Source organism: Chryseobacterium sp. T16E-39 (assembly GCF_002216065.1).
In the GTDB taxonomy this organism is placed as follows: domain Bacteria; phylum Bacteroidota; class Bacteroidia; order Flavobacteriales; family Weeksellaceae; genus Chryseobacterium.
The window spans coordinates 4,838,015-4,864,472 of the sequence record NZ_CP022282.1; the positions used below are offsets into that span (position 1 = coordinate 4,838,015).

At 34.5% G+C, this 26,458-nt stretch carries 32 protein-coding genes and 1 riboswitch; of the genes, 19 read left to right on the forward strand and 13 right to left on the reverse strand.

Features of this window, described 5'->3' with window-relative positions; genetic code table 11:
• Nucleotides 1-19: 19 nt before the first annotated feature.
• Nucleotides 20-772: a polysaccharide deacetylase family protein gene (locus tag CEY12_RS21965; protein ID WP_089029691.1), complete on the forward strand. Its 753-nt coding sequence runs from the start codon at nt 20-22 to the stop codon at nt 770-772.
• Nucleotides 773-774: 2 nt separating this feature from the next.
• Here CEY12_RS21965 and CEY12_RS21970 read toward each other — a convergent pair whose 3' ends face one another.
• The 3 genes from CEY12_RS21970 to CEY12_RS21980 all read right to left on the reverse strand — a co-directional run bounded on the left by CEY12_RS21970 (nt 775) and on the right by CEY12_RS21980 (nt 3,978).
• Nucleotides 775-1,602 (reverse strand): class I SAM-dependent methyltransferase, encoded by an 828-nt coding sequence (locus CEY12_RS21970; RefSeq protein ID WP_089029692.1) that lies wholly within the window; start codon nt 1,600-1,602, stop codon nt 775-777.
• Nucleotides 1,603-1,636: 34 nt separating this feature from the next.
• Nucleotides 1,637-2,842: a metallophosphoesterase gene (locus tag CEY12_RS21975; protein ID WP_089029693.1), complete on the reverse strand. Its 1,206-nt coding sequence runs from the start codon at nt 2,840-2,842 to the stop codon at nt 1,637-1,639.
• 68 nt (nt 2,843-2,910) lie between these two features.
• Nucleotides 2,911-3,978 carry a 3-oxoacyl-ACP synthase III family protein gene (locus CEY12_RS21980; RefSeq protein WP_089029694.1) on the reverse strand — a complete coding sequence of 356 codons (1,068 nt, stop codon included), beginning with the start codon at nt 3,976-3,978 and terminating at the stop codon, nt 2,911-2,913.
• Between the two features lie 100 nt (nt 3,979-4,078).
• Here CEY12_RS21980 and CEY12_RS21985 point away from each other — a divergent pair, with 100 nt between their 5' ends.
• The 8 genes from CEY12_RS21985 to CEY12_RS22020 all read left to right on the forward strand — a co-directional run bounded on the left by CEY12_RS21985 (nt 4,079) and on the right by CEY12_RS22020 (nt 10,365).
• Complete coding sequence (locus CEY12_RS21985) at nt 4,079-4,648, forward strand: hypothetical protein (protein WP_089029695.1); 570 nt, start codon at nt 4,079-4,081, stop codon at nt 4,646-4,648.
• Nucleotides 4,645-5,376 carry a bifunctional demethylmenaquinone methyltransferase/2-methoxy-6-polyprenyl-1,4-benzoquinol methylase UbiE gene (ubiE, locus tag CEY12_RS21990; RefSeq protein ID WP_089029696.1) on the forward strand — a complete coding sequence of 244 codons (732 nt, stop codon included), beginning with the start codon at nt 4,645-4,647 and terminating at the stop codon, nt 5,374-5,376. Before CEY12_RS21985 ends, ubiE begins: the two co-directional genes overlap by 4 nt.
• A 3-nt stretch (nt 5,377-5,379) precedes the next feature.
• Entirely contained in the window at nt 5,380-6,162 is a 783-nt protein-coding gene (locus CEY12_RS21995) for a porin family protein (RefSeq protein ID WP_089029697.1), read from the forward strand.
• 139 nt (nt 6,163-6,301) lie between these two features.
• On the forward strand, nt 6,302-6,604 hold the full coding sequence (locus tag CEY12_RS22000) for a hypothetical protein (RefSeq protein ID WP_089029698.1): 303 nt from the start codon (nt 6,302-6,304) through the stop codon (nt 6,602-6,604).
• Nucleotides 6,604-6,891: a cell division protein ZapA gene (locus CEY12_RS22005; RefSeq protein WP_089029699.1), complete on the forward strand. Its 288-nt coding sequence runs from the start codon at nt 6,604-6,606 to the stop codon at nt 6,889-6,891. Before CEY12_RS22000 ends, CEY12_RS22005 begins: the two co-directional genes overlap by 1 nt.
• 225 nt (nt 6,892-7,116) lie before the next feature.
• Complete coding sequence (gene rny / locus CEY12_RS22010; RefSeq protein ID WP_089029700.1) at nt 7,117-8,685, forward strand: ribonuclease Y; 1,569 nt, start codon at nt 7,117-7,119, stop codon at nt 8,683-8,685.
• A 73-nt stretch (nt 8,686-8,758) separates the two neighbouring features.
• Entirely contained in the window at nt 8,759-10,003 is a 1,245-nt protein-coding gene (locus tag CEY12_RS22015) for an MFS transporter (protein WP_089029701.1), read from the forward strand.
• 170 nt (nt 10,004-10,173) lie between these two features.
• Nucleotides 10,174-10,365, forward strand: coding sequence for a hypothetical protein (locus CEY12_RS22020; protein WP_089029702.1), 192 nt, complete (start codon nt 10,174-10,176; stop codon nt 10,363-10,365).
• 79 nt (nt 10,366-10,444) lie between these two features.
• On the opposite strand, the gene CEY12_RS22025 is transcribed toward CEY12_RS22020, so the two are convergent.
• From CEY12_RS22025 to CEY12_RS22045, 5 genes are all read right to left on the reverse strand, one after another.
• Nucleotides 10,445-11,401, reverse strand: a complete 957-nt coding sequence (locus CEY12_RS22025) for a YeiH family protein (protein WP_089029703.1) — start codon at nt 11,399-11,401, stop codon at nt 10,445-10,447.
• A gap of 324 nt (nt 11,402-11,725) precedes the next feature.
• Nucleotides 11,726-12,604, reverse strand: coding sequence for a LysR family transcriptional regulator (locus tag CEY12_RS22030; RefSeq protein ID WP_089029704.1), 879 nt, complete (start codon nt 12,602-12,604; stop codon nt 11,726-11,728).
• A gap of 62 nt (nt 12,605-12,666) precedes the next feature.
• Nucleotides 12,667-13,971, reverse strand: coding sequence for a voltage-gated chloride channel family protein (locus CEY12_RS22035; protein WP_172821058.1), 1,305 nt, complete (start codon nt 13,969-13,971; stop codon nt 12,667-12,669).
• A 30-nt stretch (nt 13,972-14,001) separates the two neighbouring features.
• A riboswitch (Fluoride riboswitch) is annotated at nt 14,002-14,069 on the reverse strand.
• 20 nt (nt 14,070-14,089) lie between these two features.
• Nucleotides 14,090-14,923: a GLPGLI family protein gene (locus tag CEY12_RS22040; protein ID WP_089029705.1), complete on the reverse strand. Its 834-nt coding sequence runs from the start codon at nt 14,921-14,923 to the stop codon at nt 14,090-14,092.
• A 72-nt stretch (nt 14,924-14,995) separates the two neighbouring features.
• Nucleotides 14,996-15,463, reverse strand: coding sequence for an acyl-CoA thioesterase (locus CEY12_RS22045; protein WP_089029706.1), 468 nt, complete (start codon nt 15,461-15,463; stop codon nt 14,996-14,998).
• Between the two features lie 117 nt (nt 15,464-15,580).
• Here CEY12_RS22045 and CEY12_RS22050 point away from each other — a divergent pair, with 117 nt between their 5' ends.
• From CEY12_RS22050 to CEY12_RS22075, 6 genes are all read left to right on the forward strand, one after another.
• Nucleotides 15,581-15,934: an arsenate reductase family protein gene (locus CEY12_RS22050; protein ID WP_089029707.1), complete on the forward strand. Its 354-nt coding sequence runs from the start codon at nt 15,581-15,583 to the stop codon at nt 15,932-15,934.
• Nucleotides 15,935-16,230: 296 nt separating this feature from the next.
• Entirely contained in the window at nt 16,231-16,956 is a 726-nt protein-coding gene (locus CEY12_RS22055; protein ID WP_089029708.1) for a hypothetical protein, read from the forward strand.
• 116 nt (nt 16,957-17,072) lie between these two features.
• Nucleotides 17,073-17,258: a hypothetical protein gene (locus CEY12_RS22060; RefSeq protein WP_089029709.1), complete on the forward strand. Its 186-nt coding sequence runs from the start codon at nt 17,073-17,075 to the stop codon at nt 17,256-17,258.
• 98 nt (nt 17,259-17,356) lie between these two features.
• Nucleotides 17,357-17,794: a hypothetical protein gene (locus CEY12_RS22065; protein ID WP_089029710.1), complete on the forward strand. Its 438-nt coding sequence runs from the start codon at nt 17,357-17,359 to the stop codon at nt 17,792-17,794.
• A gap of 48 nt (nt 17,795-17,842) precedes the next feature.
• On the forward strand, nt 17,843-18,409 hold the full coding sequence (locus tag CEY12_RS22070; protein ID WP_089029711.1) for a Crp/Fnr family transcriptional regulator: 567 nt from the start codon (nt 17,843-17,845) through the stop codon (nt 18,407-18,409).
• A 50-nt stretch (nt 18,410-18,459) separates the two neighbouring features.
• Nucleotides 18,460-18,963 carry a DoxX family membrane protein gene (locus CEY12_RS22075; protein ID WP_089029712.1) on the forward strand — a complete coding sequence of 168 codons (504 nt, stop codon included), beginning with the start codon at nt 18,460-18,462 and terminating at the stop codon, nt 18,961-18,963.
• Between the two features lie 63 nt (nt 18,964-19,026).
• On the opposite strand, the gene gcvT is transcribed toward CEY12_RS22075, so the two are convergent.
• The 4 genes from gcvT to CEY12_RS22095 all read right to left on the reverse strand — a co-directional run bounded on the left by gcvT (nt 19,027) and on the right by CEY12_RS22095 (nt 22,033).
• A complete protein-coding gene (gcvT, locus tag CEY12_RS22080; RefSeq protein ID WP_089029713.1) occupies nt 19,027-20,103 on the reverse strand; it encodes a glycine cleavage system aminomethyltransferase GcvT in 1,077 nt (358 codons plus the stop codon).
• Between the two features lie 11 nt (nt 20,104-20,114).
• Nucleotides 20,115-20,585: a hypothetical protein gene (locus tag CEY12_RS22085; protein WP_089029714.1), complete on the reverse strand. Its 471-nt coding sequence runs from the start codon at nt 20,583-20,585 to the stop codon at nt 20,115-20,117.
• The gene (gene idi, locus CEY12_RS22090) at nt 20,586-21,095 is read right to left on the reverse strand and encodes an isopentenyl-diphosphate Delta-isomerase (RefSeq protein WP_089029715.1); all 510 of its coding nucleotides are present in this window, start codon (nt 21,093-21,095) and stop codon (nt 20,586-20,588) included.
• 98 nt (nt 21,096-21,193) lie between these two features.
• A complete protein-coding gene (locus CEY12_RS22095) occupies nt 21,194-22,033 on the reverse strand; it encodes an AraC family transcriptional regulator (RefSeq protein ID WP_089029716.1) in 840 nt (279 codons plus the stop codon).
• Nucleotides 22,034-22,141: 108 nt separating this feature from the next.
• Here CEY12_RS22095 and CEY12_RS22100 point away from each other — a divergent pair, with 108 nt between their 5' ends.
• The 3 genes from CEY12_RS22100 (at nt 22,142) to CEY12_RS22110 (ending at nt 24,273) form a co-directional block, all read left to right on the forward strand.
• The gene (locus CEY12_RS22100; RefSeq protein WP_089029717.1) at nt 22,142-22,558 is read left to right on the forward strand and encodes a carboxymuconolactone decarboxylase family protein; all 417 of its coding nucleotides are present in this window, start codon (nt 22,142-22,144) and stop codon (nt 22,556-22,558) included.
• Between the two features lie 254 nt (nt 22,559-22,812).
• A complete protein-coding gene (locus CEY12_RS22105; protein WP_410493873.1) occupies nt 22,813-23,220 on the forward strand; it encodes a phosphoheptose isomerase in 408 nt (135 codons plus the stop codon).
• Between the two features lie 93 nt (nt 23,221-23,313).
• Nucleotides 23,314-24,273 carry a D-2-hydroxyacid dehydrogenase gene (locus tag CEY12_RS22110; RefSeq protein ID WP_089029718.1) on the forward strand — a complete coding sequence of 320 codons (960 nt, stop codon included), beginning with the start codon at nt 23,314-23,316 and terminating at the stop codon, nt 24,271-24,273.
• A 51-nt stretch (nt 24,274-24,324) separates the two neighbouring features.
• On the opposite strand, the gene mscL is transcribed toward CEY12_RS22110, so the two are convergent.
• On the reverse strand, nt 24,325-24,708 hold the full coding sequence (mscL, locus tag CEY12_RS22115; protein WP_089029719.1) for a large conductance mechanosensitive channel protein MscL: 384 nt from the start codon (nt 24,706-24,708) through the stop codon (nt 24,325-24,327).
• Between the two features lie 165 nt (nt 24,709-24,873).
• Here mscL and CEY12_RS22120 point away from each other — a divergent pair, with 165 nt between their 5' ends.
• Nucleotides 24,874-26,391 carry an NAD(P)H-hydrate dehydratase gene (locus CEY12_RS22120; protein ID WP_089029720.1) on the forward strand — a complete coding sequence of 506 codons (1,518 nt, stop codon included), beginning with the start codon at nt 24,874-24,876 and terminating at the stop codon, nt 26,389-26,391.
• Nucleotides 26,392-26,458 lie beyond the last annotated feature (67 nt).

The following is a 26,458-nucleotide window of genomic DNA, read 5'->3' on the forward strand; positions in this document are numbered from 1 at the left end:
TATATAAAATTAAGTTTAAATGATATTATTGACTTTTAACATTCTGAATATCGAAGCAAAAGCAAAAAATAGCGCTCAGATTTCGGATGATGACCAATTAAAAATAACCGTTGATAATGCAAAAGCTATTCTCAGAATTTTAGATATTCATGATACGAAAGCTACTTTTTTTATTGAGATTTCTATCGTTGAAAAACTTCATCATCTTATAAAAGCAATTTCAGGCCGTGGGCATGAAATTGCTTTTTATAATAAAAACTCTTCCCTTCCGGAAATTGAAGGAGTGAAGAAAAATATAGAGGAATGTTTCGGAAAACAGATCCGGGGTATCCGACAAAAAGACCTCAAGCTTCCTCAGGAAAATTTGAAACTATTGGAGTTTAATTATGTTTCGAATATTGATAACGCCAATATTCTTTTTCCTTTAAAACGATTAAAAAGAGATACGGAAATTACAGAAGAAGATGGATTGAGCATTGTTCCGGAAAGTATATCCCCATACAGCCAGTTACCATACAATGATTTTGTATTTCAAATATTGCCCATGAGGTTTTATCAGAACATGGTTTTTGAAACGTTGAAGAATGATGAATTCGTTTTGATCTACCTTGATTCCTGGCAGTTTACAGATTTTAAAGAGCACCCTTTTGAGATTCCTTTTTACAGAAGTCTGTTTTCTGGAAAAAAAATGGAGGACAAATTAAATGACCTCCTTACCTGGATTAACGAAAAGGAAATGGCTACTTCCCGTATGAAAGATTATATTTTTTAGTCTTATTCTTCATTCTTGCAGATCGCCAACAAATCTGTAGAGTATTGCATTTCTTCCTTAAAAAGAATGTCTTCAAAAGAATATTCTGATGAAGCATCGCTTTTAGTAGTATTTTGTACAACGTTTTGCTGATTACCGGATTTTATTTTTTTTAAGAAATCGAATAGATTTTTTTGAAGTTTTAAGAGAAAAACCCTTAAGGAATAGGGATAAAAAAACAGAGTTGACGGCAATGTGATTGTTCTTTGTTTTTTGGTTCGTTTGATCTCCTCCAAAACCAGGTCCGACTCAGAACCTATTTTTAAAAGTTCTACTTTCTTAAAATGTTTTAGAAGCATTTTTTGCAGACTATCAGGAGTATATTCTTTGAGATGGAAAATATTCCAGGGTTGTTGTATGTATCTGAAAAGTCTGTGTTTTTTATCCGGAGTTGAAATCATCAGGATGCCACCGGGATTCAGCATCTTTTTTAAATGGGCAGTGTATTCACGATCGTTGGGAACATGCTCTATAACCTGAAAAGATGTTATAATGTCAAATTTTTCATTTTCCAATTCAGAAATTGTCATAAAGCTTAAATTAGAAGCGCGATATTCCTTTTTTGCATAATCAATAGCTTCAGTGCTTATATCAATACCAATAATGCTTCCTGCGTTCTCTGACAACATATGAGTGCCGTAACCTGAACCACATCCGAAGTCCAAAACCTTTTTGTTTTTCACAAAGTTTCTGGCATATTCGTAAGTAGCAATATGCATCAGATGAAGATATAATTCAGATTTATTGTTGAAATTTTCACTTAAAATATGCCTTTCACCAGTGTCTTTCATCTTGTATTATTTGATTTCTGCTAAAATACAGAATTTAAGACAGCTCAAAAAGCGTAATTTCCGGTAATACACCCACTCTTCCCGGGTATCCTAAAACCCCAAATCCTCTGTTTACATAAAGGAATTTTCCTTCACTTTCATAAATGTCGGCCCATTTTGGGTACCGATACTGAACCGGTGACCATTTTATGTTTTTTAGATCTAATCCAAACTGCATCCCGTGGGTATGGCCGGATAGTGTCAGTTGGACGTTTCCTGGGTGCTGTTTGACAATAGAATCAAAATGTGTGGGGTCATGACTCATTAATATTTTTGCTGCCGATTCCGGCACGTTTTCGAGTGCTTTATCGATGTCGCCAAATTGCGGGAAAGGTTTAAGCCCCCAGTTTTCAACTCCAAGAATGTACAGCTTCTCACCGTCTTTTTCAATGATTCGATGCTCGTTTCTCAACATGTCAAATCCTGCCTGTCTTTCATATTCTATCAGGGTATCCAGATTCTTTTTCTTGGCATCCAAAGACGACCATGTCACATAATCACCATAATCATGATTTCCAAGTACGGCAAATTTACCATCCTTGGCTTTTATTTTTGAAAATAAAGGGATAAATGGTTTGAATTCTTCCGAAACATTATTAACCATGTCTCCGGTAAATAAGACAAGATCAGGTTTCTGTTCATTGATCAGCTCTATGGCGTGTTCCAGTTTGCTTGGATCGGCAAAACTTCCGCTGTGGACATCTGAAATTTGTATGACTTTATAACCCTTAAAACTTTTGGGTAAATTGGCTATTTTTACTTTTACCTTCCTCACTTTATGACGGTATTTTCCAAAAGTAATTCCATCGATAAAAAGAGCGGAAAGGACACCTCCTAAGCCTAAACCTACTAAACTAAGGAACTTCCTTCTTTCAGGGAAGAAATTTTCTGCCGGGTTTCGGAATCCCAAAATATAAGTCCCGGTTCGGAAAATATCATCAATCAAAAGGAATAATACAATGAAAATTTTAGGGAGAATGAAAATCAGAAAAAGAGACATCATCCACTGGATTCTTACGGAACTCCGGTCAGCTTTTTGAAAATGCATCACTTCATAAGCGAAGATCCCATAAATAGCTAATGATAGCACACAATACCCAATTTTCACCCATGAATTGTCTGTCAGCGTTCTTATTGCCTGGTAGATGTAAATTTCCAGGAACAGGAAAATAGCGGCAATAATTAAAAAGTTTTTTTGCATAATCAGGTTTAAAAAAAGCACAAAAGAAATTTCCCTTTGTGCTTCAATATTTTAAATTATTTTATTGTTTAAGGAAATTTATAAACGATAGCATTGATGTTCATTCCGGCACCTACCGAAGTCATAACAACGTTACCTTTTTCTTTAAACGAATGACCAGCCATTTTTCCTTTAATTATTAAATCATACATCGTAGGAATAGTTGCTACAGAAGAGTTTCCAAACTCCTGAATGGTCATAGGCGCAATGCTGTGATCATAATCCTTAACGTCATAGAGTTTATGAAGTCGCTCTATCATCGCATAATCCATTTTTGCGTTAGCCTGGTGGATTAATATTTTGTCGATATCTTCAATAGAAAGCCCGGCGCTGTCTATGGTTTCTTTAATGGCTGCAGGTACATTTTTCAATGCATATTCATAGATCTTTCTTCCCTGCATTCTTACGAATAAACGGGTTTGATCTGAATCTTTATTGATAGATGGTCCGTTGGCCAGATAATTCAATTCAATTCCATTATCACAAATGGTATTGTGAGCGATGATTCCTACATTTTCTTCTTCAGTAGCTCTTACAACTACTGCTCCGGCACCATCCGCGAAAATCATCCTGTTTCTGTCGTGGGGATCTGTAACACGGCTCAATGTTTCAGCACCAATTATTAAAACTGTTTTTGCTGCATGAGCTTTAATTAGATTGTTAGCAAGGATCATTGCTTCTACCCATCCCGGACATCCGAAAAGCATGTCATAAGTTACACACTTTCTGTTGGTAATCCCTAGCTTGTTCTTTACCCTGGCAGCCATTGTAGGCATGAAGTCTGCATATCCGTTTACAGTAACTTCTCCGAAATTACTTGCATAAATAATATAATCCAGTTCTTCACCATCAATCTTAGCATCTGCAATAGCAAGTTTAGCAGCTTCATACCCGATCTGTGAGTTGGAAAGACCTTCGTCAATGAATCTTCTATTTTCTATTTCAGTAATTTCTACAAATTTTGCAATCGTTTCTTCAGCAGGTTTGTCAATCTTTACCCCATCTTCTGTATAAAACTCTGAATCAAGAAAGAAATCTCTTCCGATAATCCTTTTAGGAAGGTATGATCCAGAACCAATAATGATCGTATTCGGCATTCGTTTAAATGATTTTTTAAAAATGCAAAGTTAATAATTAATCTTAATAAGAAAGAATTAAAAATATTATTAAATTTGCAAAAATTGTACTTTACAGTCTATGAAAAATAACCCCTCCTTAAAAGGTTTACTTATTGCCATTGTGGCGTTTATGATTGCCTTTGGGATTTATTTCCTTTTTTTAGCTAAGAGAAACTATTACTTAGTAGATAACCCAACTCCCAATACCTATTATTACAGGATTAACAACGGTTCTGAGGGAATTATTTCCGCAGGACAGTCGGTGTCGGTTGATTTAAATAAAGGAAAAAATTCTATTAAAGTTTTCGATCAAAATAAAAAAATACTTTACGATTCTGCCTTCCAGGTAAATAAAATTCGTGGACTTTTGAATATTGCCCATCAGGATTATTACATCAACCGACAATATTATGGATACAATCTTAAAAAAGATTCATTACTTTTGGAGCTCAATAAGACTGTAATCGACGGAAAAGAATATTTTGGCGGAGCTAAGCATTTCAATAAATTATTTACGGATGATTTTTATTACAATGTAGATGAAGATTATGACAGGATAATCAAAAATATTGATAAAGTGGAATCCCGATCAAAAATTTTCAGAAAACAAGATTACCTTAATTACTATAAAGAATATTACAAGTTTTGACAAAAGATATCAACCAAGTAACTCCCTACAATTCTGAGGCTACAAAGAAAAGCCAGGTAGAGGATATGTTCGACAATATTGCACCCAAATATGACCTTTTAAATCGGGTTTTATCAATGAAAATTGATATCATCTGGAGAAATAAATTGGTAAAATGGATGAAAAGTGATAACCCCCAGGAAGTGCTGGATGTGGCTACAGGAACGGGAGATCTGGCAATCACCATCGAAAAAGGAACCAGTGCAAAAGTAATTGGTTTGGATTTATCGCAACAAATGTTAAATGTTGGCGTTATTAAAATAAAAAAACTTAATTTAGACGGCAAAATTTCCATGCAGAAGGGGGATGCAGAAAATTTACCCTTCGAGGACAATAGATTCGACTCTGTTTCCGTTGCATTTGGAGTAAGGAATTTTGAAAATCTTACAAAAGGTTTATCAGAGTTAAGAAGAGTAGTTAAAGATAACAAAAGTGTTTTTATACTTGAGTTTTCAAAGGTTGAGGGGTTCTTGGGGCCATTTTATATGTTTTATTTTAAAAACATATTACCTGCCATAGGGAAGTTGGTTTCTAAAGATAATAGGGCATACACATACCTTCCGGATTCTGTAAATGCTTTTCCTTTCGGGGAAAAGATGAGACAAATTCTTTTAGATACAGGATTTAAAAAAGTTGAATATAAAAAACTAAGTTTAGGTATAGCCACAATTTATAAAGCAACAAAGTAACCTATGAATAAATTTTTATTAAAAGCACTGGTTTTAGCCTCAGTAAATATTGCAATCTTTGCGGATGCGCAATTCAGAACCCGAAACAGAATGGATAAGTTGGAGGAATTCGATCAACAGACGTTCAGTTGGGGTTTTTATCTGAATGGTAATATACTAGACTACCGTATTGTACTTAACCCAAGATATGGTATGAATGGGAATCAGAATCTCGTTACATCTAAAAGCAGTACAAGCTTCGGTGCCGGATTAATCGGTAAATGGAGATTGAACGATTATTTAGATCTAAGAGTAGAACCAGGCTTGCAATTTGCTCAAAGGGAACTCACTTTCAATACGCAGTCAAATGACCAGTATGCGGCTGGTAGCTTAACGAACGCTCCTTTTACTCCATTTCTGATGACAGAAAAGGACAGAGTAAGAGAAGTAAAATCTACCTTAGTGGATATTCCGGTAATGTTGGAACTTCATGGGCAGAGATGGTATAATTCTAGACCTTACGTTGCGGCGGGGGTAAACTATATTGTAAACCTTCAATCCAATTCTACATCTACTGATGATAACTTACAGCAGGTTTTCAGATCGACTACCCACAACTTTGCGTGGTCTGCAGAAATGGGAATCCAGTTTTATTTCAATAAATTTAAACTGACTCCGGCGATCAGAGGAACATTCATCATGAATAATGAAGTAGTGGCTGATAATGCAAATACACCTCCGTATTGGTCTGCTGCAATGTCTACTTTGCAAACAAGAGCAATCATGTTTGTATTGAAATTTGAATAAGAATTAAACTTAAAATATAAAAAGGAGATGCAAAAGCATCTCCTTTTTTGTTGCCGTTATCAAAATATAGGGACTTTTATTTTTGTTACTGTCAATATTTTTATATTTTTGCTAATAGTTAGAATATATAAAACCTGAAATGCTTCAAGATTTAGAAAATAATTTTTCAGAGCTGGAAAAAAAGATTTTGAATTTACATAAAAACTATCAGAATCTCAGTGAGAAATTTACAGAATTGAATACAGAGCATGATGAATTGAAGAAGAAGTATGATGAAGAAAGAAAAAAAAGTCAGGTATTAGCAGAAGAACAAAAAAAGATAAAACTTTATTCAGCAATATCAGGAAATCCTGAACACAATAGATTAATGAAAAACCATATCAACCGATTGGTGAAGGAAATTGATTTCTGTATTGCTCAGCTTCAAAACAGTGGATTATAATGGAGGTAAGGAGAATAACCATAAACATTGCAGGAAGAGTGTATCCGCTGAACGTACCGGCCGCAGAGGAAGAAACTTTGCGTAAAGTAGGGAAGCAGATTGAAAGTATGATTAAAGATTTTGAACAAAACTTCGATGTGAGAGATAAACAAGACGCTTTAGCCATGTGTGCCCTTAAATTAGGAACAAATGCCGAAGTGGTTTCTCTTAACTACGAAAAAAATATAAATTCAACCAACGAAAGATTAGCAAAAATTAATCTGACGCTGAATGAAATTGGGAAATAGATTTTTTTTCCTGAAACAACTGCCTACAATAGTTCTAACACATTAAAGGTAAACTCAACGCTAAACAATTACCGAACAAATGTCCATCGAATGGCGTGCCGGTTCTCCGGATTACAGACAATGGAAATCAGTTCAAATCGTGTTGATTAGGAGTTTACTCTATATCACTGGATTATTGTAGGCTTTTTTTATTTAAATTTTAAGGACAATTAAAACTCAATATATATGACAACAGCCATTATAGTCGGCGTTATTTGCTTGGTAGTTGGTGCGGTTATAGGGATTCTTTTCTCTAAAAGCTCGCTCAATACTAAGGGGAAATTTATTATAAATGATGCAAAGAAGAATGCTGAAAACCTTATAGAAAAAGCTAACGTACAAGCCGAATCCATAAAAAAAGAAAAGAATCTTCAAGCTAAAGAAAAATTCCTTGAATTGAAATCTCAGCATGATGCTGATATTCAGGTTCGTGAGAAGAAAATGCAGGAAGCTGAGAAGAGAACAAAAGATAAGGAACATAAGCTGAATGATGATCTGAGTAAAACAGGGAAACTTGAGAAAGATTTAGACAAACAGATTGCAGATTATGCCAAGAAAAATGAGATCTTAGAAAGAAAACAACAGGAACTGGACTCTGTAACTTCCAAGAAAGTTGAAATCCTTGAAAAGATATCTAATTACACTGCTGAAGAGGCAAAAGCTGAATTGGTAGAATCTATGAAAGCTGAAGCGAAGACCAGAGCTCAGGCTCATGTTCAAAGCATCATGGAAGAAGCTCAGCTGAATGCTAAAGGAGAGGCGAGAAAGATCGTTATTCAGACCATTCAGAGAATTGGAACAGAACAGGCTATCGAAAATTCTGTATCAGTATTTAATATTGAATCTGATGAAGTGAAAGGTAGAATTATCGGTAGAGAGGGTAGAAATATCCGTGCTTTAGAAGCGGTAACAGGGGTGGAAATTATTGTAGATGATACTCCGGAAGCTATTTTACTTTCATGTTTCGATCCTGTGAGAAGAGAAATTGCAAGATTATCCCTTCACAGATTGGTTACTGACGGAAGAATTCACCCTGCAAGAATTGAAGAAGTTGTTGAGAAAACAAGAAAGCAGATTGAAGAGGAAATTATTGAAGTTGGAAAAAGAACCATTATAGATTTAGGAATTCATGGATTACATCCTGAATTGATTAAAATAGTAGGTAGAATGAAATACCGTTCTTCTTACGGACAAAACCTATTACAGCACTCGAGAGAAGTAGCTAATATTGCTGCAACAATGGCTGCTGAGTTAGGATTAAATGTAAAACTGGCTAAGAGAGCAGGTCTTTTACATGATATTGGTAAAGTTCCTGAACAGGAATCTGAACTTCCACATGCTTTATTAGGAATGCAATGGGCGGAGAAATATGGTGAAAATCCAGAAGTAATCAATGCCATCGGTGCTCACCACGACGAAGTAGAAATGACTTCTTTATTATCGCCGATCATTCAGGTAGCGGATGCTATCTCAGGTGCAAGACCGGGAGCAAGACGTCAGGTATTGGAATCTTATATCCAGAGACTGAAAGATCTTGAATCAGCAGCTTTAAGTTTCGAGGGTGTATCCAGTGCTTATGCTATTCAGGCAGGTAGAGAATTAAGGGTGATGGTAGAAAGTGGAAGAGTAAATGATGAGTCAGCTTCCCAGTTATCTTATGATATTTCTGAAAAAATCCAGAACGAATTAACATATCCGGGACAGGTAAAAGTTACAGTGATCAGAGAAACGAGAGCTGTGAATATTGCGAGATAATAATTTAATAAATATATTCAGTAAAAACCTTTCAAGAAATTGAAAGGTTTTTTATTTTTATCAAAATTTAAAAATGCAAGAACTATCCATGTCTTCAAAACTGAAGTACATTTTTTCAATTCCCGTAATTATTTCTGCCCTAGGCTATTTTGTAGATATTTATGATCTTCTTTTATTTGGTATCGTAAGGATTCCCAGTTTGAAAGCTTTAGGTCTAAACCCTGATGTCGACGGTACTTTTATTTTGAACTGCCAGATGATAGGATTATTGATTGGAGGTGTTTTTTGGGGTATTTTTGGAGATAAAAAAGGGAGGCTTTCTGTGTTATTCGGTTCTATTCTTGTGTATTCCTTAGCGAATATAGCCTGTGGCTTCCTTCCATACTTCCCTAAAGCGCATTTAGTGTATCAATATGCAGGTTTAAGATTTATTGCAGGGATTGGACTGGCTGGAGAGTTAGGAGCCGGAATAACCCTGGTTTCTGAAAGTCTTCCAAAAAGTCTGAGAGCAATTGGAACTTCGGTAGTTGCTGGTTTTGGACTAATGGGTGCAGTAGTAGCCCAGCTCACGGTAGAATTGGCGGGTAGTTGGAATATTTCTTATATTATTGGAGGGGTTCTGGGAATTATGTTGTTGTTTTTAAGAATCAGCGTTTCCGAATCAGGTATTTATAAAAATATTGAACATAAGACCACTGTTTCCAAAGGAAATTTCCTTTCTTTTTTTACGAATAAAGACCGTTTTATCCGATATATGAAATGTATTGCCGTTGGGCTTCCCACCTGGTATTGCATAGGTATTCTGGCTGTTTTGGCTAATCAGTTCGCTCCGGAAATGGGAATCAAAGAGGTAAATCCCGGAAAAGCGATTATGTGGGGCTATGTAGGGATATCAATCGGTGATTTGATGAGTGGATTTATTTCCCACCTTTTAAAATCCAGAAAAATGGCTATTTTTTATATGCTTGCATTTACTTTGGTAGGAGTTGTGATCATGCTTTTTGGAAATACAAATACAGAGACCAAATATTATATTTTCTGTGTCTGGTTAGGATTGGGAACTGGGTATTGGGCTATGTTTGTTACCCTGGCTGCCGAGCAGTTCGGAACGAATATCAGAAATACAGCAACCACCACTGTTCCAAATATGGTAAGAGGTTTGGTTCCGGTAATGATCCTGGCATTTGATCTTCTTAAACATAATTTTACGGTGATCATCAGTGCAGCCATTGTAGGATTAGTGGTTTTTGGACTGGCATTTTATTCTGCAATTACGATTTCAGAAACCCATAATAAAGACCTTGAATTTACAGAATAAGATCTGGTGTTTAATAATTTGGAAATACTGATTTTATTTATTTTAATTAATAACTATAAGTATATAAATAAATTATGAATTTTTTCAAGAAACTATGCTTTGTATATTAATTATTTGTTTAAATTTGAAATCACTAAAAACTATATTGTTAAATCTCAAAATCAAATTGTATGTCAAACAACATTTTTAAAAACGCTAAGAAATTAAACAAAGGAGCGCTTAGAAACATCGTAGGTGGTATAGGCAATCCAGATCTGTCTTTATGCGGATGCAGCTGTTCAGGTTCTGTAACAGGTCCAAAATACTGTATTCAGTACATTGCTTGTCCACAAGTATATACTTGTGATCAATCAGCGATCTAAGATCTATTTCAACAAGAAATAAACATTTCCACATTTAATATGCAAAAGCCTTTTGGTTATCCAAATGGCTTTTGTGCTTTTAGTAAATAATATACAGTAAGCTTCCAACACTTATCGTAATCCATAGAATGACCGCCATAGCCAAAGGTTTCAGACCTATCGTTTTTAAAGTTTGCAAGGACAGGGTAGAACCAATTAAAAATAAGGTTAAGTTTAGTCCTGATTTTGAAACAGTGGTAATGATTGTGCTAAAATTATCGAACAAAGGAATATAGGTGTTCAATAATATAGCAAGGATGAAATAGCCGATGAACCAAGGGATTTTAATTTTGGATTCCTTATTCTTAAAAATAAACATGGTAATAATCGAAACCGGAATGATCCATAAGGCACGGGCTAGTTTGACTGTGGTAGCTATTTTTAAAGCATCATCCCCAAACTTACTTGCCGCTCCTACTACCGAGCTTGTGTCATGAATACCTACTGCACACCATAATCCGAATTGTTCCTGGGAAAGATGTAATGCGTGACCAATCGCAGGGTATACAAACAATGCAATAGAATTTAAAGTAAAAACAATGGCCAGTGCCAGTGAAATCTGTTTCGTGCTTGGTTTAATGATAGGAGAGGTTGCTGCAATGGCACTTCCACCGCAAATTGCGGTTCCCACTGAAACAAGATAAGATAATTGCTTTTCGAGCCTGAATATTCTTCCCAGAAAATATCCCAGGATCATTACCGTAACAATACTTATAACCGTTAAAATAAGTCCTGTTTTACCAGCTTCTAAGGCTTCATTTAGTTTCAGCCCGAAACCAAGTCCGACGATCGATATCTGAAGAAGCAAATGGATGTATCGATGAAGATACTTTTCAAAAGGATTACCTAAGGAAATAGCCAATAGAAAACCCAGTGCCAATGCAATCGGGGATGAAACCCATGGAGTAAGAGTAATAATACCTAATGCAAGGAAAATTAACTTTTTTGTTTTTTCGTTTTGAATGAAACCATTCATATTGTAAAGTCTTGAATTCATGCTTCAAAATTCTACAATTAATCATTACAAAGTAAATTGTATTTTGTTATATTGGATAACTTTTGGTTATAACTGGAAGTGAAGTGAAATCGCAAAATTGCTGATTTGCAAAATTGCGGAAAGGCAAAATCGTTTTCATACAAGCCAATACTAACAATCCTCTAATTTTTAACATTGTATTATAGATCGTAATATAGACTTCGAACCTTGTAACTTGAATCCCGTATCCTGAATCCCGAATCTCATAACCCAAACCCTACACCCCGGATCTCGAACCTCGTACCTAGAATCCATTTTCAACTCTCAACTTTCAATTTTCAATTTTTAACTGTTACTAAATCTCAGAAAAAGTTTGATCAACTCAGATTGCCCGCCTTTAGGAAGAATATAGTGAAAGTTTCTTTCAACACTGAAATTCTTAATGTCGATGATGCTTAAGGTATTATTTTTCAATTCATTTAAAACAGTGCTTACGGACAGGAAAGCCATGCAATCAGAATGTAGTAAGTAGTTTTTAATGCTTTCACTGCTTCCGAGCTGCATGATTACATTCAGGTTTTCAATATCAATCCCTTTTTCTTTAATCCGGTTTTGAATAAACTCTTGCGTTCCTGAGCCTTGCTCACGGAAAATGAGATCGATGGTATATAAATCCTTCAGATTTAAAGTTCTGTTTACTAGTGGGTGACTGGCTTTTGCTACCAATACAATTTCATCTGCTTTAAAGATTTTATAATCAAAATAGGAGGATTGAGATTCCCCCTCTATCAGCCCCAAATCGATTTTGCCTTCTTTCAGCAGTGTTGAGATTGTTTCTGTGTTGTAAGTTAACAGCTCAATTTTAATATCATGATAATACGAATGAAATTTTGCCAGAATCTCGGGAAGAATATATTGAGCTATCGTTGTACTAGCTCCAATAATCAATTTTCCTTTATGTTCTGAGTTTAGTTGGTGAATTTCAAACTCCAGGTCCCTGTAAATATTGCGTATTTTTTCAGCGTACTCATAAAGTATGACACCGCTCGCAGTTAATTGAATAGAAGTGCCTTTTCTGTCAAATAGTTTAGTAGTAAGCTGATTTTCTATTTCTTTAATGTGTTTGGTTACCGCTGGTTGTGAGATATTCAATTCCTCAGATGCCCTTGTAAAGCTGAGTCTTGAAGCAACCGTATAAAAAACCTTGAGCCTGTAATCAAACATTCTGTAAAACAAATTTAGATATACAAACTTACTTAAAATGAAAACAAGAATTGATCTTAATCTCAGAGATCTGAAAAACTTTTATCCTGATCACTTTCATATCTGCGATGTTTTGAGTCTCCAATTCTCTGGTTAGTGTAAATGCTGTTACGTCCTGAGAGTAAATACGAAACAATACAGGCTATAGCTATATATATTCCGGATTCAGCACCAAACAGTTCAATACCCATAAGCATGCAGGCTAAGGGAGTATTTGTGGCTCCGGCAAATACAGCCACGAATCCCATTCCTGCTAAAAGACCAAAAGGAAGAGGAATGAATAGGGATAATGCACTTCCTAATGTTGCTCCGATAAAGAATAACGGAGTGACCTCACCTCCTTTAAATCCAGCAGATAAGGTAATGATGGTAAAAATCATTTTTAAAGCAAAATCGTAAAGTGGAAGTTGGGTTTCAAATGATTCCAGAATGACAGGAATACCTAATCCGATATATTTTGTAGTTCCTAATGCAAATACGGCAATAGCAACAATACTACCTCCAATGATAGGGCGGAATGGTGGAAATGTAACTTTTGATTTGAAAATACCTCCAGCCCAATGTATCATTTTGCTGAATGCAGCGGCACATATTCCAAAAGCAATTCCTGCTAAGATACTGTATAAGATAGATGGGAGTTCAAGTTTAGGAATAAGATCAATATGATAGTGAGTATGTTTAACATTCCATAAATTAGTTGCCCAGTCAGCAAGAATGGCAGATGCAAATGCAGGAAATATGGCATTATAACGTATTCTTCCAATTAAAAAAACTTCCAGACCAAATAATGCACCCGCTAAAGGTGTTCCGAAAACAGAGCCAAATCCTGCAGCAATAGCAGAAATGAGTAAGATTTTTCTTTCATTTTTATCCAGTCTGAATGGTTTACTCAACTGATCCGAAATAGCTCCAGCCATCTGTATGGCTGTTCCTTCACGGCCTGCAGAACCTCCGAAAAAGTGAGTAACTATTGTTCCAAGATAGACAAACGGGGCCATTTTAAATGGAATGGTCTCCTTTGGATCGTGGATATTGTCAATTAGTAAATTATTACCGGCTTCAACATCTTTTCCAAAATAATGATATATTAATCCGATTAAAAATCCGGCTACGGGAAGAAAAGCAATCAGCCAGATTTGATTTTCTCTGAAATTCGTAGCCCATTCTAAAGACTGTAAAAAGCCAGCAGAAGCACTTCCAACTAAAGCTCCAATAATGATGCTGATGCAAAGCCATTTTAAAATATAAGGAATTGCCGGGAATTTTCTAAAGAAAAATCTTAATTGAAATACTATTTTTTTACTTATCGTTCGTGAATTTTTTGACATAATAATCCTGATTAATTACAGTTGATAATCTATTAATCAGGCGTCATCAGCTTATGTAAAGCGGTTGGGTAAGGAAGAACACCATTTCCTTTTCAGTTACAAAGATAGATATTATTTGTTAATTGTAATGCATTGCTTTATCGATCTCAACAGGATTATTATATTTTTTTATTACCTCCTGCATACTTTTTGTCTGCGTATTGAGCTCATCCACGGTACGGATTTCTTTTCCGTTGATATTGATATTAAGATTTGTCGCCGTTTTGCTTATGGTATTTCTCTCAAAGGCAAAAGGATCATTATAAAACTCCATCATCAGTTTTTGTTTTTGTTTTTCATTAATAGGTACAGCCTTATTCCCAAAGTTGGCCTCCAGAAAGTCTTGTGTAGGATAGGTCTCCTTTAGTTTTTGACTTTTTACCAGATGATAAATGAAATTATGACCAGAATCTGACAGGTCAAAAACTAAGCCCGGCAATCCACGAAACTTGAATGGCCCTTCATTAAGGGGAATATCTTTAGAGAACCAGGCCGTCCAGTTTCTTCCGCCAAATCTCGTGGTCGCTTTTTGCAAAGTATAATTCTCAACTTTTTTTACTTCATTAGAAATAGTCCAGTTGATCTTGTCCGTAGTTTTAAATGAATAGTATCCGGCTTTTATATTAATGAAATTTTCATTATCAAAAGAATTGACCTTCCTTTTAACCACCTGTCCGGACATATCGGTATAACTGGAATTTTGTCCGAATTTCTTATTTAAAGAATCCGTAATTGCCAGATCTTGTCCATAAAATTTGACTTCTTTTGGGCCAATATCCAGAATCATATTCTGCTTCTGATATCCAGTTTCAGTGGAATCCATTTTATATTGAAGTTCATATATAAAACGATGCGTCTGCGACTGAAATAAACAGATGATCAATAGAGTAGTTAATGTAAAAATACTTTTCATGGTAGAAGAAAGTTTTTATTTAAAAAGGGATTCTATCTCACTATGCTTGGTTTACGAAACTCGAATTTAAGTTTACAAAAAAGGTTTCATCTCATCTTCTATTTGGGTTCTTAGCTCCATCAGTCTTTTTGCATACTGTTCCTGTTGTTTTTCTTCGTCAGTTTCGGGGATCCATTTTGGGACAGGAAGTTTTTTCCCATTTTCATCTACAGCTACAAAAACAATGATACAGTGCGTTTTCTTATCAAAAGTAGGCTGTTTGAGGTTTCTGGAAAATACATTGATTGAAATATGCATGCTGGAAGAACCTGTATAGATGACCTGTGCTTCTACTTTTACAATCTCTCCGATTTTAATGGGTTCATAAAATCTAATTCCTCCCACATAAACAGTTACTGAATAATTTCCACTCCAGGTGGTTGCACAAGCATAACCCGCTTGGTCTATCCATTTCATCACGCTTCCTCCGTGAACATTTCCTCCATAATTAACATCCGATGGTTCCGAGATAAACTGAAACGTAATTGGCTTATTCTGCATTGTATAAAATTTGAATAAAGATATTTAATAATTTTCAAAATCATAGATTAAATCATAATTTTGGAGGATGAAAGCTTATAAGAAGCTTTTAGAATAACTTAAAAATGATAATGAAAGATGAAAAAAGTATTCCATCTCAATACCTGTGATACCTGTAGAAAAATATTAGCACAGTTTGACCTTACCGGTTGGGAACTTCGTGAGATTAAAAAAGAACCGGTTACAGAAGAAGAGTTGGCTGAAATGTACAAAAAGACAAAATCTTACGAAGCATTGTTCAGCAAAAAATCAACGCAGATCAAGCTACGGGGGTTAGATGTAAAGGCATTACAGGAAAAGGATTTCAAAAACTTATTATTAGATCATTATACATTTTTGAAGCGCCCTGTTTTTTTAACAGACAAAGAAATTTTTATAGGAAATGACAAAAATAATGTTGAGAATTTAAAAGAGTTCTTTGGTGTTAATTAATTCCTTTCTAAGTTTAAAAAAAATATAAAATTGAAAACGGTCAGTCCGTAGCGAATTTATTTTAGGATTCTGATGTATTTCAGACAAAACAATCGGCAAACACGGTTAAATATCTGGTAAACTATACCGGATATTTACTTTTTTATAGGATTTTAATTTGAATTTTGATTTCTGCCTTTTTTGTATTTTAGCGATGATGAAAAAAATACCCTGATTCTTTTTCCCACATATATCAATTGATATGGGGATATTTTTTCATCTTTAATTTTATAAAACACAGAAATAGTAAAGAAATTATGATGGAAAAAAATTTTAATCCCGTAATAAAAACGGTACAGAGCTTAAGAAAGCTTAGTATGGATGTCATGCTCACCAATAAAGAAATTGTAGAGAGCAATGATGTGATTATGCAACAAATTGCAGAAGGTGGCAAACTCATTCTTGCCTCCAATGATAGTATTATCATTAATCTATGGCTTAATGATAAAGCGAAACTGGTCGAAAATACAATTGTACTCTTGTGTATTTTTAAAAGTATTGAAGATAAATTCAAAAATAAAGACTCTTCGTTTTTGACGGAAACCTGGCAGGCTCACAACCATTATAAAGATGTTGTGTTCAATAATTTGAAAGAATTAAAGAGGATCGGAGATGTCATTTTTGTGTCAGAGAATCTTAAAAATTGGAAAGATATTTGGAAGGCCGTTTCATCAAACATAAACAAAATTATTTCTATATCAGAAACATACAGGTTGAAATTGGCATTAATGGAAAATCTGCAGCCTGAAGAAATTGATGGTTTAACGTTGGATATTCTTAAACATATTCCATGGAACTACTCTGATGAAGAGGCTTGTCTATATGAGAAAGAATATGTGGAAGCATATCATAAATTAAAAGAGTCCCAATCCAGAAGAAAGAATTTATGGGATAAAGTACTCAACATTTTGGTGAGTGGTGTTGAAGAAACACCCACTCATAGAGTACAGATGAAAAGGTGGATGGAAGTTCTTCATAATTAATACTTTATTTTTTTTGACTGTATTTTTATTTAAACATTTAATTAAAGATGTTTTTGGGTAAGTAAGAATTTGTGTATCAGAATTTTTATATTTGTTAGTACCAAAAAACTATTACTATGTTTAAAAATGTTCAAAAAATTAAAAGTTTAGGCAGAGCAGACCTAAAAAAGATTGACGGAGGAATCAGACCAATTGTCAACTGCAATGTTTTATGTGGTGGCGGAGGTGGAGTTGTTTCGAACACTCCGGGAGTTGGTGACGTTTGTACTCCGGACAGGAGACTATGTTGTATTTGCCTATAGATTAAAAAAGACTGTATCATGTACAGTCTTTTTTCTTTTCAGTAGTATCCATCGAAAAGAAATATTTTAGCAATATTTGCATTTAATTATTTAACCAGATGAAATTTATTTTGTTGTTGTCCTGTTTTGTGTGCAGTCTTTCTCATGCACAAGGAAATACAGCATTAAAAATAGCTGATACCTCTAAAACATTAGATACTTTAGAGTATCTCAAAAGTAATTTTGAAATCAAAAAACGGCAGTATATTGGAAAACCTTTTTCGTGTCTGCTGAGTAAAATGCTGAAAATACAGCCGAAAACAGTTTGGAATACACCGGCTATGAACGATAGTACGACTGTTGAAAAGTCCTTGTTCCGTTTTTATGACATCAATTATCCGATCTTAAATGAGACCAAAATGCTGATTACATGGCAAACAGGATTTTCTTATAAGACACTTGATATTTATAGCAAAAGAAATAAATATTATTTTACAAATGCAGAAAGGAAGCTATATGGAAGCAAAATAATTAAGGATATTCTGGTGTATCGCTAAAATTTATTATCTGGGTCTGGAATATATTTAATTATCTTTATTTTAATAATGGAAGCAATACGAAACTATTTTGAACAATCTGTTTCTATGTCTGATAAAGACTGGGAACTGTTTGCATCAAAATTGAAAACTGAAAAATTTTCTAAAAAGCAATTTTTAATCAATGCCAATGAAACAGAGCACTATCTTTCTTTTATTGAAAAAGGGACAGTTCGTTTTTTTATTCCCAAAGAGATTGAAGATTTTACTTTTTCGTTTTCGTTTGCGGGTGAATTTGTAAGTGCATATGATTCCTTCCTTACACAAAAGCCCTGTTCATACAGTATACAGGCACTGGAGGAGACCGTTTTGTGGAGAATAGCTTATGAGGATCTCAATCTTATTTATGCCGAGACAGAGATAGGAAATAAGATAGGAAGATTAGCAAGTGAGAGACTGTACCTTGAAAATTTTAAAAGGGAGATCTCACTACTTACGCAAACCGCTGAAGAGCGATATTTGAATTTATTTTCAGAACAACGTCATATTCTGAAGCAAATTCCTCTCAAATACATTGCTTCCTATATCGGAATTACCCCACAGGCATTGAGTAGAATTCGTCGTAAAATTTCTTAACATAGGTTCATTGTTTTGAAAAAATGGATAGTGCAATTTTGTAAATAAAAATGCCAGAATCTATTTTACCTATCGTATTTGTGATCTCTTTGATCATCTTGAAAATAACTACAAAAAAATATGATTTCAGTTTATCCGGACGTATTGCAATGATGGTTATGCTTATTACAACAGGAATTGCCCATTTCGTCTATGCGGAAGGAATGGCCTTAATGCTTCCTGAATGGATCCCATTTAAACAAACCTTAATTTTTGCTACCGGAATACTGGAAATTGTAGCCGGAATTTTACTATTGATACCAAAATATCAGAAATGGGTAGGCTGGGGTATCATCTTATTTTTTATTTTGATCGTACCTGCTAATATTTACGCTGCTATAAAACACGTTAATATGCAAAGTGCCGGCTATGATGGAAAGGGTGCTGCCTATTTATTCTACAGAATTCCACTGCAGGTAATTTTTATTGGCTGGGTATATTTTTCTGCTATAAAATGGCCTTTTAAATGGGGTGTGGGTAAACACAGAAACGAAACGTATCATATAAACTTGTAATTTCTTAAAAAAAAGCCGTAGAACGATTATTCTACGGCTTCTATATTTAAAATGCTTTTTTATTTATACAAAAGGAGCTTTTACTACTTTCGCAGGAATATTTTTATTTCTAACCTGAATAAAGATATCTGATCCTAATTTAAAATGAGGTTTAGCAACATATGCTAGCCCTAAACCAATCTTTTTCATTGGAGACTGAGTTCCTGAAGTTACTTTTCCAATCACATTTCCTTCAGCATCTACAACAGGGTAATCGTGTCTTGGTACTCCCTTATCCTGAAGTTCGAAAGCAACTAACTTTCTGGTAACTCCTTCTTCTTTTTGCTTGGCAAACGTATCTTTAGAAACAAAATCTTTATCAAATTTTGTAATCCATCCTAAACCTGCTTCAATGGGTGAAGTTGTGTCATCGATATCGTTTCCATACAGGCAAAATCCTTTTTCAAGTCTTAAAGTATCTCTTGCTGCTAAACCGCAAGGAATAATCCCTTCAGTTTCTCCGGCTTTAATAACTGCATCCCAAAGCGTTACTGCATTTTCATTATTAAAATAAATTTCAAAACCTCCGCTTCCTGTGTAGCCTGTATTCGAAATAATAACATCATTAATTCCTGCCACAGATCCTACTGTAAAATTGTAGTAAGGGATCTCAGATAAATTGACATCAGTTAGTTTTTGAAGAATTGCTGTAGCATTAGGACCTTGAATAGCCAGAAGAGACATCTCATCTGAAGCATTGATCATTTTAGCACCGAAAGTGTTATATTTTGAGATATGATTCCAATCCTTTTCAATATTTGAAGCATTAACTACAACAAAATATTTCTCATCATCCATCTGATAAACGATAAGGTCGTCCACAATACCACCGTCCTCATTAGGAAGACAAGAATATTGAGCTTTTCCTTTTTCTAAAGCATCTATGTTATTCGTAGTAACGAATTGCAAAAGCTCCTTAGAACCGGGACCCTCAATGAAAAATTGTCCCATGTGAGAAACATCGAATATTCCTGCGTTTTCTCTTACTGCAAAATGTTCTTCCGTAACTCCGGAATATTGTACAGGCATTTCGAATCCTGCGAAAGGTACTATTTTCGCTCCTAAAGAAACGTGTTTGTCGTACAAGGCTGTTTTCTTCATATTTATTTCTATTACTTTATTTTAAAACTATTGAAGGTTTCGTTAAAAAGATTCATATAATTACCATTCCAGTATTTCTGGCCACAATTGATGGAAACAATGAACAGGTTTTGGTCTTTTTGGAAAACTCTTGTAACCCAGAAAAGCTTTTCATGTTCATCCAGATATTCATAAAAGTATTCGGTATATCCTTTTTTGCCCTTACTAGATTTTATCTTTTTTTCTTCATCGTTAGACTTATAGAGGGCAAGGATGAATTTTTTTGTTTCCTCCTTGGGTAAATTCAGATCATGGTACTCTGAAATGGTGATCGCTCCGATTTCATTGGTAGGAAAAATATTGACAATATCATTGTCATTCGTAGATTTCCATCCTTCAGGAACATTGATTGAATAAGTAGGACTATCATAAACAGTTGCTTTTTGAGCAAATGTGAAATAACCAAGCATCAGGGTTAGTACTACGATCAGATTTTTTTTCATCTAAAAATGGTGTTTATATTCTTCCAGAATGATTTTGAACCACTCGGTAAAGTTTTCCGGATTATTGGAGATCTCTTTATCCAGATCAGCCATGGAAATATATTTCACTTCCTCAACTTCTTCTTTATTTAAAGCAAAATCAGCATCATAATTTCCTACGAATACATGATCTAATTCATGTTCCCAAAGTCCACCGCCAACATCAGCTTTATAAATAAAATTGAACTTTTCTGAAAGTTCAGCCTCTATTCCTAACTCTTCTTTTACTCTGCGTTTTGCACCTTCGAGATAGCTTTCACCATTTCGTGGGTGGGAGCATACTGCATTGGTCCATTGATTAGGTGAATGGTATTTTTCTGAAGCCCTCTTTTGCAAAAGCATTTCGCCTTTATCATTAAATAGAAATACTGAAAAAGCACGGTGTAGCAAGCCGTTAATATGTGCCTGCTGTTTTTCCATTAAACCTAAAACATTGTCTTCGGGATTTACTAAGACTACCAATTCTTCCATTCCTACAAATGTAAGTCTTATAAATGTATTTTGGAAATTTTTGGGAAAACATCATATGGATGCAAATTATTCGACTGAAACCTTAAAAGTTATGACTTCTATAGTTCAATGCTCCTTTTTTCTTTTCTCAATGCAGATGATGAAAAACCAAAATATTTCTTAAGCGTCTTATTCAAATGACTTCCATCCGTAAATCCCAGACTCCATGCAATCTCTTGTAGTGGAGTATTGGTATATCTTATTCTGTTTATTGCTATTTGAAGCTTTGTCTTGTGAATATATTCTTTTAACGATTCATTGGCATTTCTTTTAAAATATTCACTGAAATACTTTTGGGAAACATTGAACTTTTCTGAGAGATAAACAATGGACAGCAGATCTTCATTAATAATATTCTGGTTGATATGCTGAATAATCCCCGAAAATTTGCTTTCGTTCTTTTCTTTGCTGCTGATTAGCTTTGAGCTTATAATGGTTAGGATAGATGAAAGTGAGTTGGCGATCAGTGTTTCAGAATATTCTGCATTCTGATCTTTTTCATGGACAATAATATCGAATAATCTTTTTACCTGTTCCTTGTCCCTGCTTTCAGCAAAAGGAAGCCCGGTGGTAAAGTCATAAAATCCTATAATATAATTAAGCTTACTGTACCATTCTGAATAATTAATAGAAGTGTTTTTAAGGTTCTTAAAATAATGTTCTGTAAATCGGATGAATAAGAATCTGGTGGGTTCGATGATTTCATAAGCATGACACTTTGAATAAGGGAGCAGGAAGAAATCATCAGGCTGATAATTCTGAATCTTATATTCCATACTCTGGATTCCTTTCCCGGAAAGGATAAATACCAGTTCAAAAAAACTGTTTTTCCGGAAACGGTCTTTCCATTCCGATAGTTCCACTATTTCTATTTCAATAAGCTCATGTATATGATCCATTACTACATCGACAGGTTAATGCAAAAGTAAATCTTTTATTTGTACTCAATATTCAATTTTTTGTACTCTTTTTAATGATACAGGCCTGCATAGCTTTGTAAAAAAAAGATGGATTATAAAAGTATAGCAAAAAAAACACTTGGACATTTGTATCAAGCTCACTCGAGCATCAGAAACTCCGGAATAGACAATTCGCTTATTGCATTGGTTGAATTAAGGATATCTCAATTGAATGGGTGTGCTTATTGTTGCAGTTTTCACTCACAGGAGTTAAGGGATATGGGCATAGAGCAGTCTTTAATTGATAAAATTCCAGGATACAAACATTCTGAATCATTTAATAACAGACAGCTTTTAGTCCTGAAATGGGCGGATGCAGTGACCTGTTTGACAGATAACAGAGATGAGCTATTCATAAAGTTACAGTCAGAGTTTTCAGAAAGAGAGATTGTAGAGCTTACTGCCAGTATTTCTCTAATGAATGCCTTGAACAGATTGAGAATAAGCTTAGGTGAAAAATTCTGAAGAATAATTGTAGAAGACGAAATTATGAATAATGCATATCCTTGGATATTTATTGGATTTGGAAAGACCTTTCAGGGAAAGTTTAATAATTAACCTGAAGCAAAACGGAAAATTTTCAATCATAATTGCAAAATTGATTAATTAAATGTTTAATTTATTCATATATTATAGTTTTTAATAGTAAAATTTTAATATAAACGAAGTTTAACAGCTCCTTTTATTGTAAAAATCGTAACTTTGTCATTCAAATTTTTATGATGGAGTTAGATTATATCGAACACGTAAGTCCTATACTTAAGGACGGGGTAAAAAACTACTTAATAGATATTGACGGGACAATTACAGATGATGTTCCTAACGAAGAACCTGAAAGAATGGTGACCTGTGAACCTTATCCGGATGCTTTGGCAACAGTAAACAAGTGGTACGATGAAGGACATCAGATTTGTTTTTTTACTTCACGAACTGAAAATTTAAAACAAATTACCATTGACTGGCTGGACAAACATGGATTTAAATACCACAGTGTTTTATGCGGAAAACCAAGAGGAGGAAATTATCACTGGATTGATAATCACCTGGTAAGAGCCACAAGATACAAAGGGAAATTTACTGATCTGGTCGAAAAACAAGTAACTATCGAAGTTTTCAAGGAAGATTAAAATATAATTCAGAGATTTAAAAATTAAATAATAAGGTACCACACTAAATTTTTTAATTTTTAAATCTTTTTAATTTAAATATATACTGTATTTATGAAAGTTTTAGCAAATGACGGTCTGGATCAATCTGGAATTGATGCACTGACTGAAAAGGGGTTTGAAGTAATCACGGCAAAAGTACCACAGGAATTTTTGGTGGATTATATTAATGAACATAAGATCCGTACTTTACTGGTTCGTAGCGCGACACATGTAAGAAAAGATATTATCGACAATTGTCCATCGATTGAAATTATTGGGAGAGGGGGAGTTGGTATGGATAACATTGATGTAGATTATGCAAGAGAAAAAGGAATTCACGTGATCAATACGCCTTCCGCTTCTTCGGAATCAGTGGCTGAATTGGTATTTGCCCATTTGTTTTCAGGAGCTAGGTTTTTACAGGATTCCAACAGAAAGATGCCTTTAGTAGGGGATACTGAGTTTGCAGGACTTAAGAAAGCATATGCCAAAGGAATTGAATTGAGAGGAAAAACCATCGGAATTGTAGGCATGGGAAGAATTGGACAGGAGGTAGCTAGAATTGCATTGGGGTTAGGAATGAGGGTAGTTGCTGCTGATAATAATGTAGGAAAAGCTAGTATTAAAGTTAAGTTTTACAATAATCAGTTCATCAATGTAGATATAGAAACTGAACCTTTACAGGAGGTTTTAAAGCATTCAGATTTTATTACACTCCATGTACCTGCACAGAAAGATGGGTATATGATTGGAAAGAATGAGTTTGAAATCATGAAAGATGGAGTTGCTATTGTTAACTGTTCCAGAGGAGGAGTAATTGATGAGGTTGCTTTAATTGAAGCACTTGATGCAGGAAAAGTGAGGTTTGCAGGGTTAGATGTTTTCATTAATGAACCTACTCCTTCAAAAGAAATCCTCAACCATTCTAAAATATCACTGACACCACATACAGGAGCATCGACTCTGGAAGCACAGGATAGAATTGGTCTTTCTTTAGCAGAACAGATTTCCAGCATCTTACAAATTCACTAATAGATGTTTGAATATCCAAATAAAAAAACACCTCAATTGAGGTGTTTTTTGTTATATATTATTTTTATTCTTTAATAGATCTCTGATTTCCATTAGTAATTTTTGGTCATCAGTTGGTCCTGCTGGAGCAGGCTCTTCTTTTGCTTTGGATATTTTATTAATTCCTTTGATCATCACGAATAAAACAAGAGCAATACATAAGAAATTAATAACTGCTGCCAAAAAGTTACCATAAGTAACACCGTTCCAGACTAATGTTTTGATGTTTTCTGCGCCTGCAGCTTTTAGAGCAGGATTAAGTAAAAGAGGTGTAATAACATCTTCTACAAATGATGAAACGATCTTTCCGAAAGCTGCACCAATGATTACCCCTACTGCAAGATCAATGACATTGCCTTTGACTGCGAATTCTTTAAATTCTTTTATAAATCCCATAATTTATTTTTTTTATGTTGTGTATTACACAAATATAACTAAAATTGTTATTTTTTTCGCTCTTATGGGATATTTATTTGTATTCTTTTTAAATAAAATGAATGTGGTATCATGGCATTTGGCATTAATAAAAAATATTATACATTAGTCGAATACTAATATGAAATGAAAATATTTACGAAGGAGCAAATAAAAGATTGTGACCAATTCACGATATCAAATGATCAGATATCTTCTATAAAATTAATGGAACGTGCTGCACAATCATGTGTCAGCTGGTTGTCTGAACACTGTAAAAATCATAAAAAGTTTGTCGTTTTCTGCGGTAAAGGAAATAATGGAGGAGATGGGTTTGCTATTGCTAGACTGCTGCATGCAGAAGGATTTGAGGTCGATGTATTTGTCAGCAGCCCAAAATCAACATTTTCCGATGATGCGCAGGTTAATTTTGAAAGATTAGAGGGAGTATCTGGAATTTCAATAGAGAAATTCAGTGAGGTTTTTCAATATCAGTTTGATCATGATACGGTTGTTATCGATGCACTTTTTGGAATAGGCTTATCAAGAGTTTCGGAGGGAGAATACAAAGAGCTCATCGACTATTTAAATGTTGTTAATGCCGTTAAAATATCGATAGATGTTCCTTCAGGACTTTTTGCAGATAAGATTTCTGATGACACTTCAAGTATATTTAAAGCAGATTATACACTAAGCTTTCAGTTTTGGAAAAAGAGTTTTATGCATCCTGAAAGTGGAAAATTCACTGGAAAAGTTGAGATATTAGATATAGACTTAAATAAGGATTATATCTATATCACAGAAACTGACGACTTCGCTATTAATGATGAATTGGTCAAAAGCATCTTTAAACCAAGACAGGAGTTTTCTCACAAAGGAACATATGGAAGGGTAAATATTGTTGCGGGTAGTTATGGAAAGATGGGAGCTGCGGTACTTGCTACAAAGGCTGCTTTAAAGACTGGTGCCGGTCTTACTTTTAGTATGACTCCAGGTTGCGGATATGATATTTTACAGACTTCGTGCCCCGAAGCAATGTTTATAAAAACGGGTGATCAATTTACAAACACTTGGGAGATCAATGAAAATTCAGTTTATGGAATCGGGCCAGGAATGGGAACAAATTCTGAAACACAAAAAGCACTTTTGAAATTTTTAAAAGAATATGAAGGGGCTTTGGTTTTAGATGCAGATGCACTGAATATGATTTCCGAAAATAAGAAAAACCTGAACCTGATTTCAAAGAACACGATCATTACTCCTCATCCTAAAGAATTTGAAAGATTGTTTGGAGAAACTAAAGATTCTTTTGAAAGATTGGAATTGGCTCGTCAGAAAGCAAAGGAGTATCAAATTTACATTGTATTGAAAGATCACCACACACAGGTTGTAAGTCCGGAAGGTAAAGTGTATTATAATACCACTGGAAATGCTGGTTTAGCTAAAGGTGGGAGTGGAGATGTTCTTACGGGAGTATTAGCTTCATTATTGGCACAGGGATATTCGGAGGAAGAAGCAGCTGTTTTAGGTGTGTGGATTCATGGAAAAGCGGCTGATTATGCAGCAGAAAAATATTCAAAAGAATCGATGCTTCCTTCTGATTTAATTAACGAATTTGGGAATGTATTTGAAAAACTGAATAAAAAAACAGCGGTTAAATTATAACCTCAAAAATAGATTTACAAGCTGAAACATATTAAAAAAGCCACAATTCAATTGTGGCTTTTTGTAT

What these genes read in the sequence shown, in the direction of transcription:
- CEY12_RS22000 (WP_089029698.1), top strand. Translation starts at nt 6,302, where the DNA reads ATGCTTCAAGATTTAGAAAATAATTTTTCAGAGCTGGAAAAAAAGATT.
- CEY12_RS22025 (WP_089029703.1), bottom strand. Translation starts at nt 11,401, where the DNA reads ATGAATTCAAGACTTTACAATATGAATGGTTTCATTCAAAACGAAAAA.
- CEY12_RS22120 (WP_089029720.1), top strand. Translation starts at nt 24,874, where the DNA reads ATGAAAATATTTACGAAGGAGCAAATAAAAGATTGTGACCAATTCACG.
- CEY12_RS22065 (WP_089029710.1), top strand. Translation starts at nt 17,357, where the DNA reads ATGAAATTTATTTTGTTGTTGTCCTGTTTTGTGTGCAGTCTTTCTCAT.
- CEY12_RS22085 (WP_089029714.1), bottom strand. Translation starts at nt 20,585, where the DNA reads ATGAAAAAAAATCTGATCGTAGTACTAACCCTGATGCTTGGTTATTTC.
- CEY12_RS22110 (WP_089029718.1), top strand. Translation starts at nt 23,314, where the DNA reads ATGAAAGTTTTAGCAAATGACGGTCTGGATCAATCTGGAATTGATGCA.
- CEY12_RS22015 (WP_089029701.1), top strand. Translation starts at nt 8,759, where the DNA reads ATGCAAGAACTATCCATGTCTTCAAAACTGAAGTACATTTTTTCAATT.
- CEY12_RS21995 (WP_089029697.1), top strand. Translation starts at nt 5,380, where the DNA reads ATGAATAAATTTTTATTAAAAGCACTGGTTTTAGCCTCAGTAAATATT.
- CEY12_RS22030 (WP_089029704.1), bottom strand. Translation starts at nt 12,604, where the DNA reads ATGTTTGATTACAGGCTCAAGGTTTTTTATACGGTTGCTTCAAGACTC.
- mscL (WP_089029719.1), bottom strand. Translation starts at nt 24,708, where the DNA reads ATGGGATTTATAAAAGAATTTAAAGAATTCGCAGTCAAAGGCAATGTC.
- idi (WP_089029715.1), bottom strand. Translation starts at nt 21,095, where the DNA reads ATGGAAGAATTGGTAGTCTTAGTAAATCCCGAAGACAATGTTTTAGGT.
- CEY12_RS22045 (WP_089029706.1), bottom strand. Translation starts at nt 15,463, where the DNA reads ATGCAGAATAAGCCAATTACGTTTCAGTTTATCTCGGAACCATCGGAT.
- CEY12_RS22040 (WP_089029705.1), bottom strand. Translation starts at nt 14,923, where the DNA reads ATGAAAAGTATTTTTACATTAACTACTCTATTGATCATCTGTTTATTT.
- rny (WP_089029700.1), top strand. Translation starts at nt 7,117, where the DNA reads ATGACAACAGCCATTATAGTCGGCGTTATTTGCTTGGTAGTTGGTGCG.
- CEY12_RS22050 (WP_089029707.1), top strand. Translation starts at nt 15,581, where the DNA reads ATGAAAAAAGTATTCCATCTCAATACCTGTGATACCTGTAGAAAAATA.
- gcvT (WP_089029713.1), bottom strand. Translation starts at nt 20,103, where the DNA reads ATGAAGAAAACAGCCTTGTACGACAAACACGTTTCTTTAGGAGCGAAA.
- CEY12_RS21980 (WP_089029694.1), bottom strand. Translation starts at nt 3,978, where the DNA reads ATGCCGAATACGATCATTATTGGTTCTGGATCATACCTTCCTAAAAGG.
- CEY12_RS22075 (WP_089029712.1), top strand. Translation starts at nt 18,460, where the DNA reads ATGCCAGAATCTATTTTACCTATCGTATTTGTGATCTCTTTGATCATC.
- CEY12_RS22035 (WP_172821058.1), bottom strand. Translation starts at nt 13,971, where the DNA reads ATGTCAAAAAATTCACGAACGATAAGTAAAAAAATAGTATTTCAATTA.
- CEY12_RS22005 (WP_089029699.1), top strand. Translation starts at nt 6,604, where the DNA reads ATGGAGGTAAGGAGAATAACCATAAACATTGCAGGAAGAGTGTATCCG.
- CEY12_RS22060 (WP_089029709.1), top strand. Translation starts at nt 17,073, where the DNA reads ATGTTTAAAAATGTTCAAAAAATTAAAAGTTTAGGCAGAGCAGACCTA.
- CEY12_RS21970 (WP_089029692.1), bottom strand. Translation starts at nt 1,602, where the DNA reads ATGAAAGACACTGGTGAAAGGCATATTTTAAGTGAAAATTTCAACAAT.
- CEY12_RS21975 (WP_089029693.1), bottom strand. Translation starts at nt 2,842, where the DNA reads ATGCAAAAAAACTTTTTAATTATTGCCGCTATTTTCCTGTTCCTGGAA.
- CEY12_RS21965 (WP_089029691.1), top strand. Translation starts at nt 20, where the DNA reads ATGATATTATTGACTTTTAACATTCTGAATATCGAAGCAAAAGCAAAA.
- CEY12_RS22095 (WP_089029716.1), bottom strand. Translation starts at nt 22,033, where the DNA reads ATGGATCATATACATGAGCTTATTGAAATAGAAATAGTGGAACTATCG.
- CEY12_RS22105 (WP_410493873.1), top strand. Translation starts at nt 22,813, where the DNA reads ATGATGGAGTTAGATTATATCGAACACGTAAGTCCTATACTTAAGGAC.
- CEY12_RS22100 (WP_089029717.1), top strand. Translation starts at nt 22,142, where the DNA reads ATGGATTATAAAAGTATAGCAAAAAAAACACTTGGACATTTGTATCAA.
- CEY12_RS22020 (WP_089029702.1), top strand. Translation starts at nt 10,174, where the DNA reads ATGTCAAACAACATTTTTAAAAACGCTAAGAAATTAAACAAAGGAGCG.
- CEY12_RS22070 (WP_089029711.1), top strand. Translation starts at nt 17,843, where the DNA reads ATGGAAGCAATACGAAACTATTTTGAACAATCTGTTTCTATGTCTGAT.
- CEY12_RS21985 (WP_089029695.1), top strand. Translation starts at nt 4,079, where the DNA reads ATGAAAAATAACCCCTCCTTAAAAGGTTTACTTATTGCCATTGTGGCG.
- CEY12_RS22055 (WP_089029708.1), top strand. Translation starts at nt 16,231, where the DNA reads ATGATGGAAAAAAATTTTAATCCCGTAATAAAAACGGTACAGAGCTTA.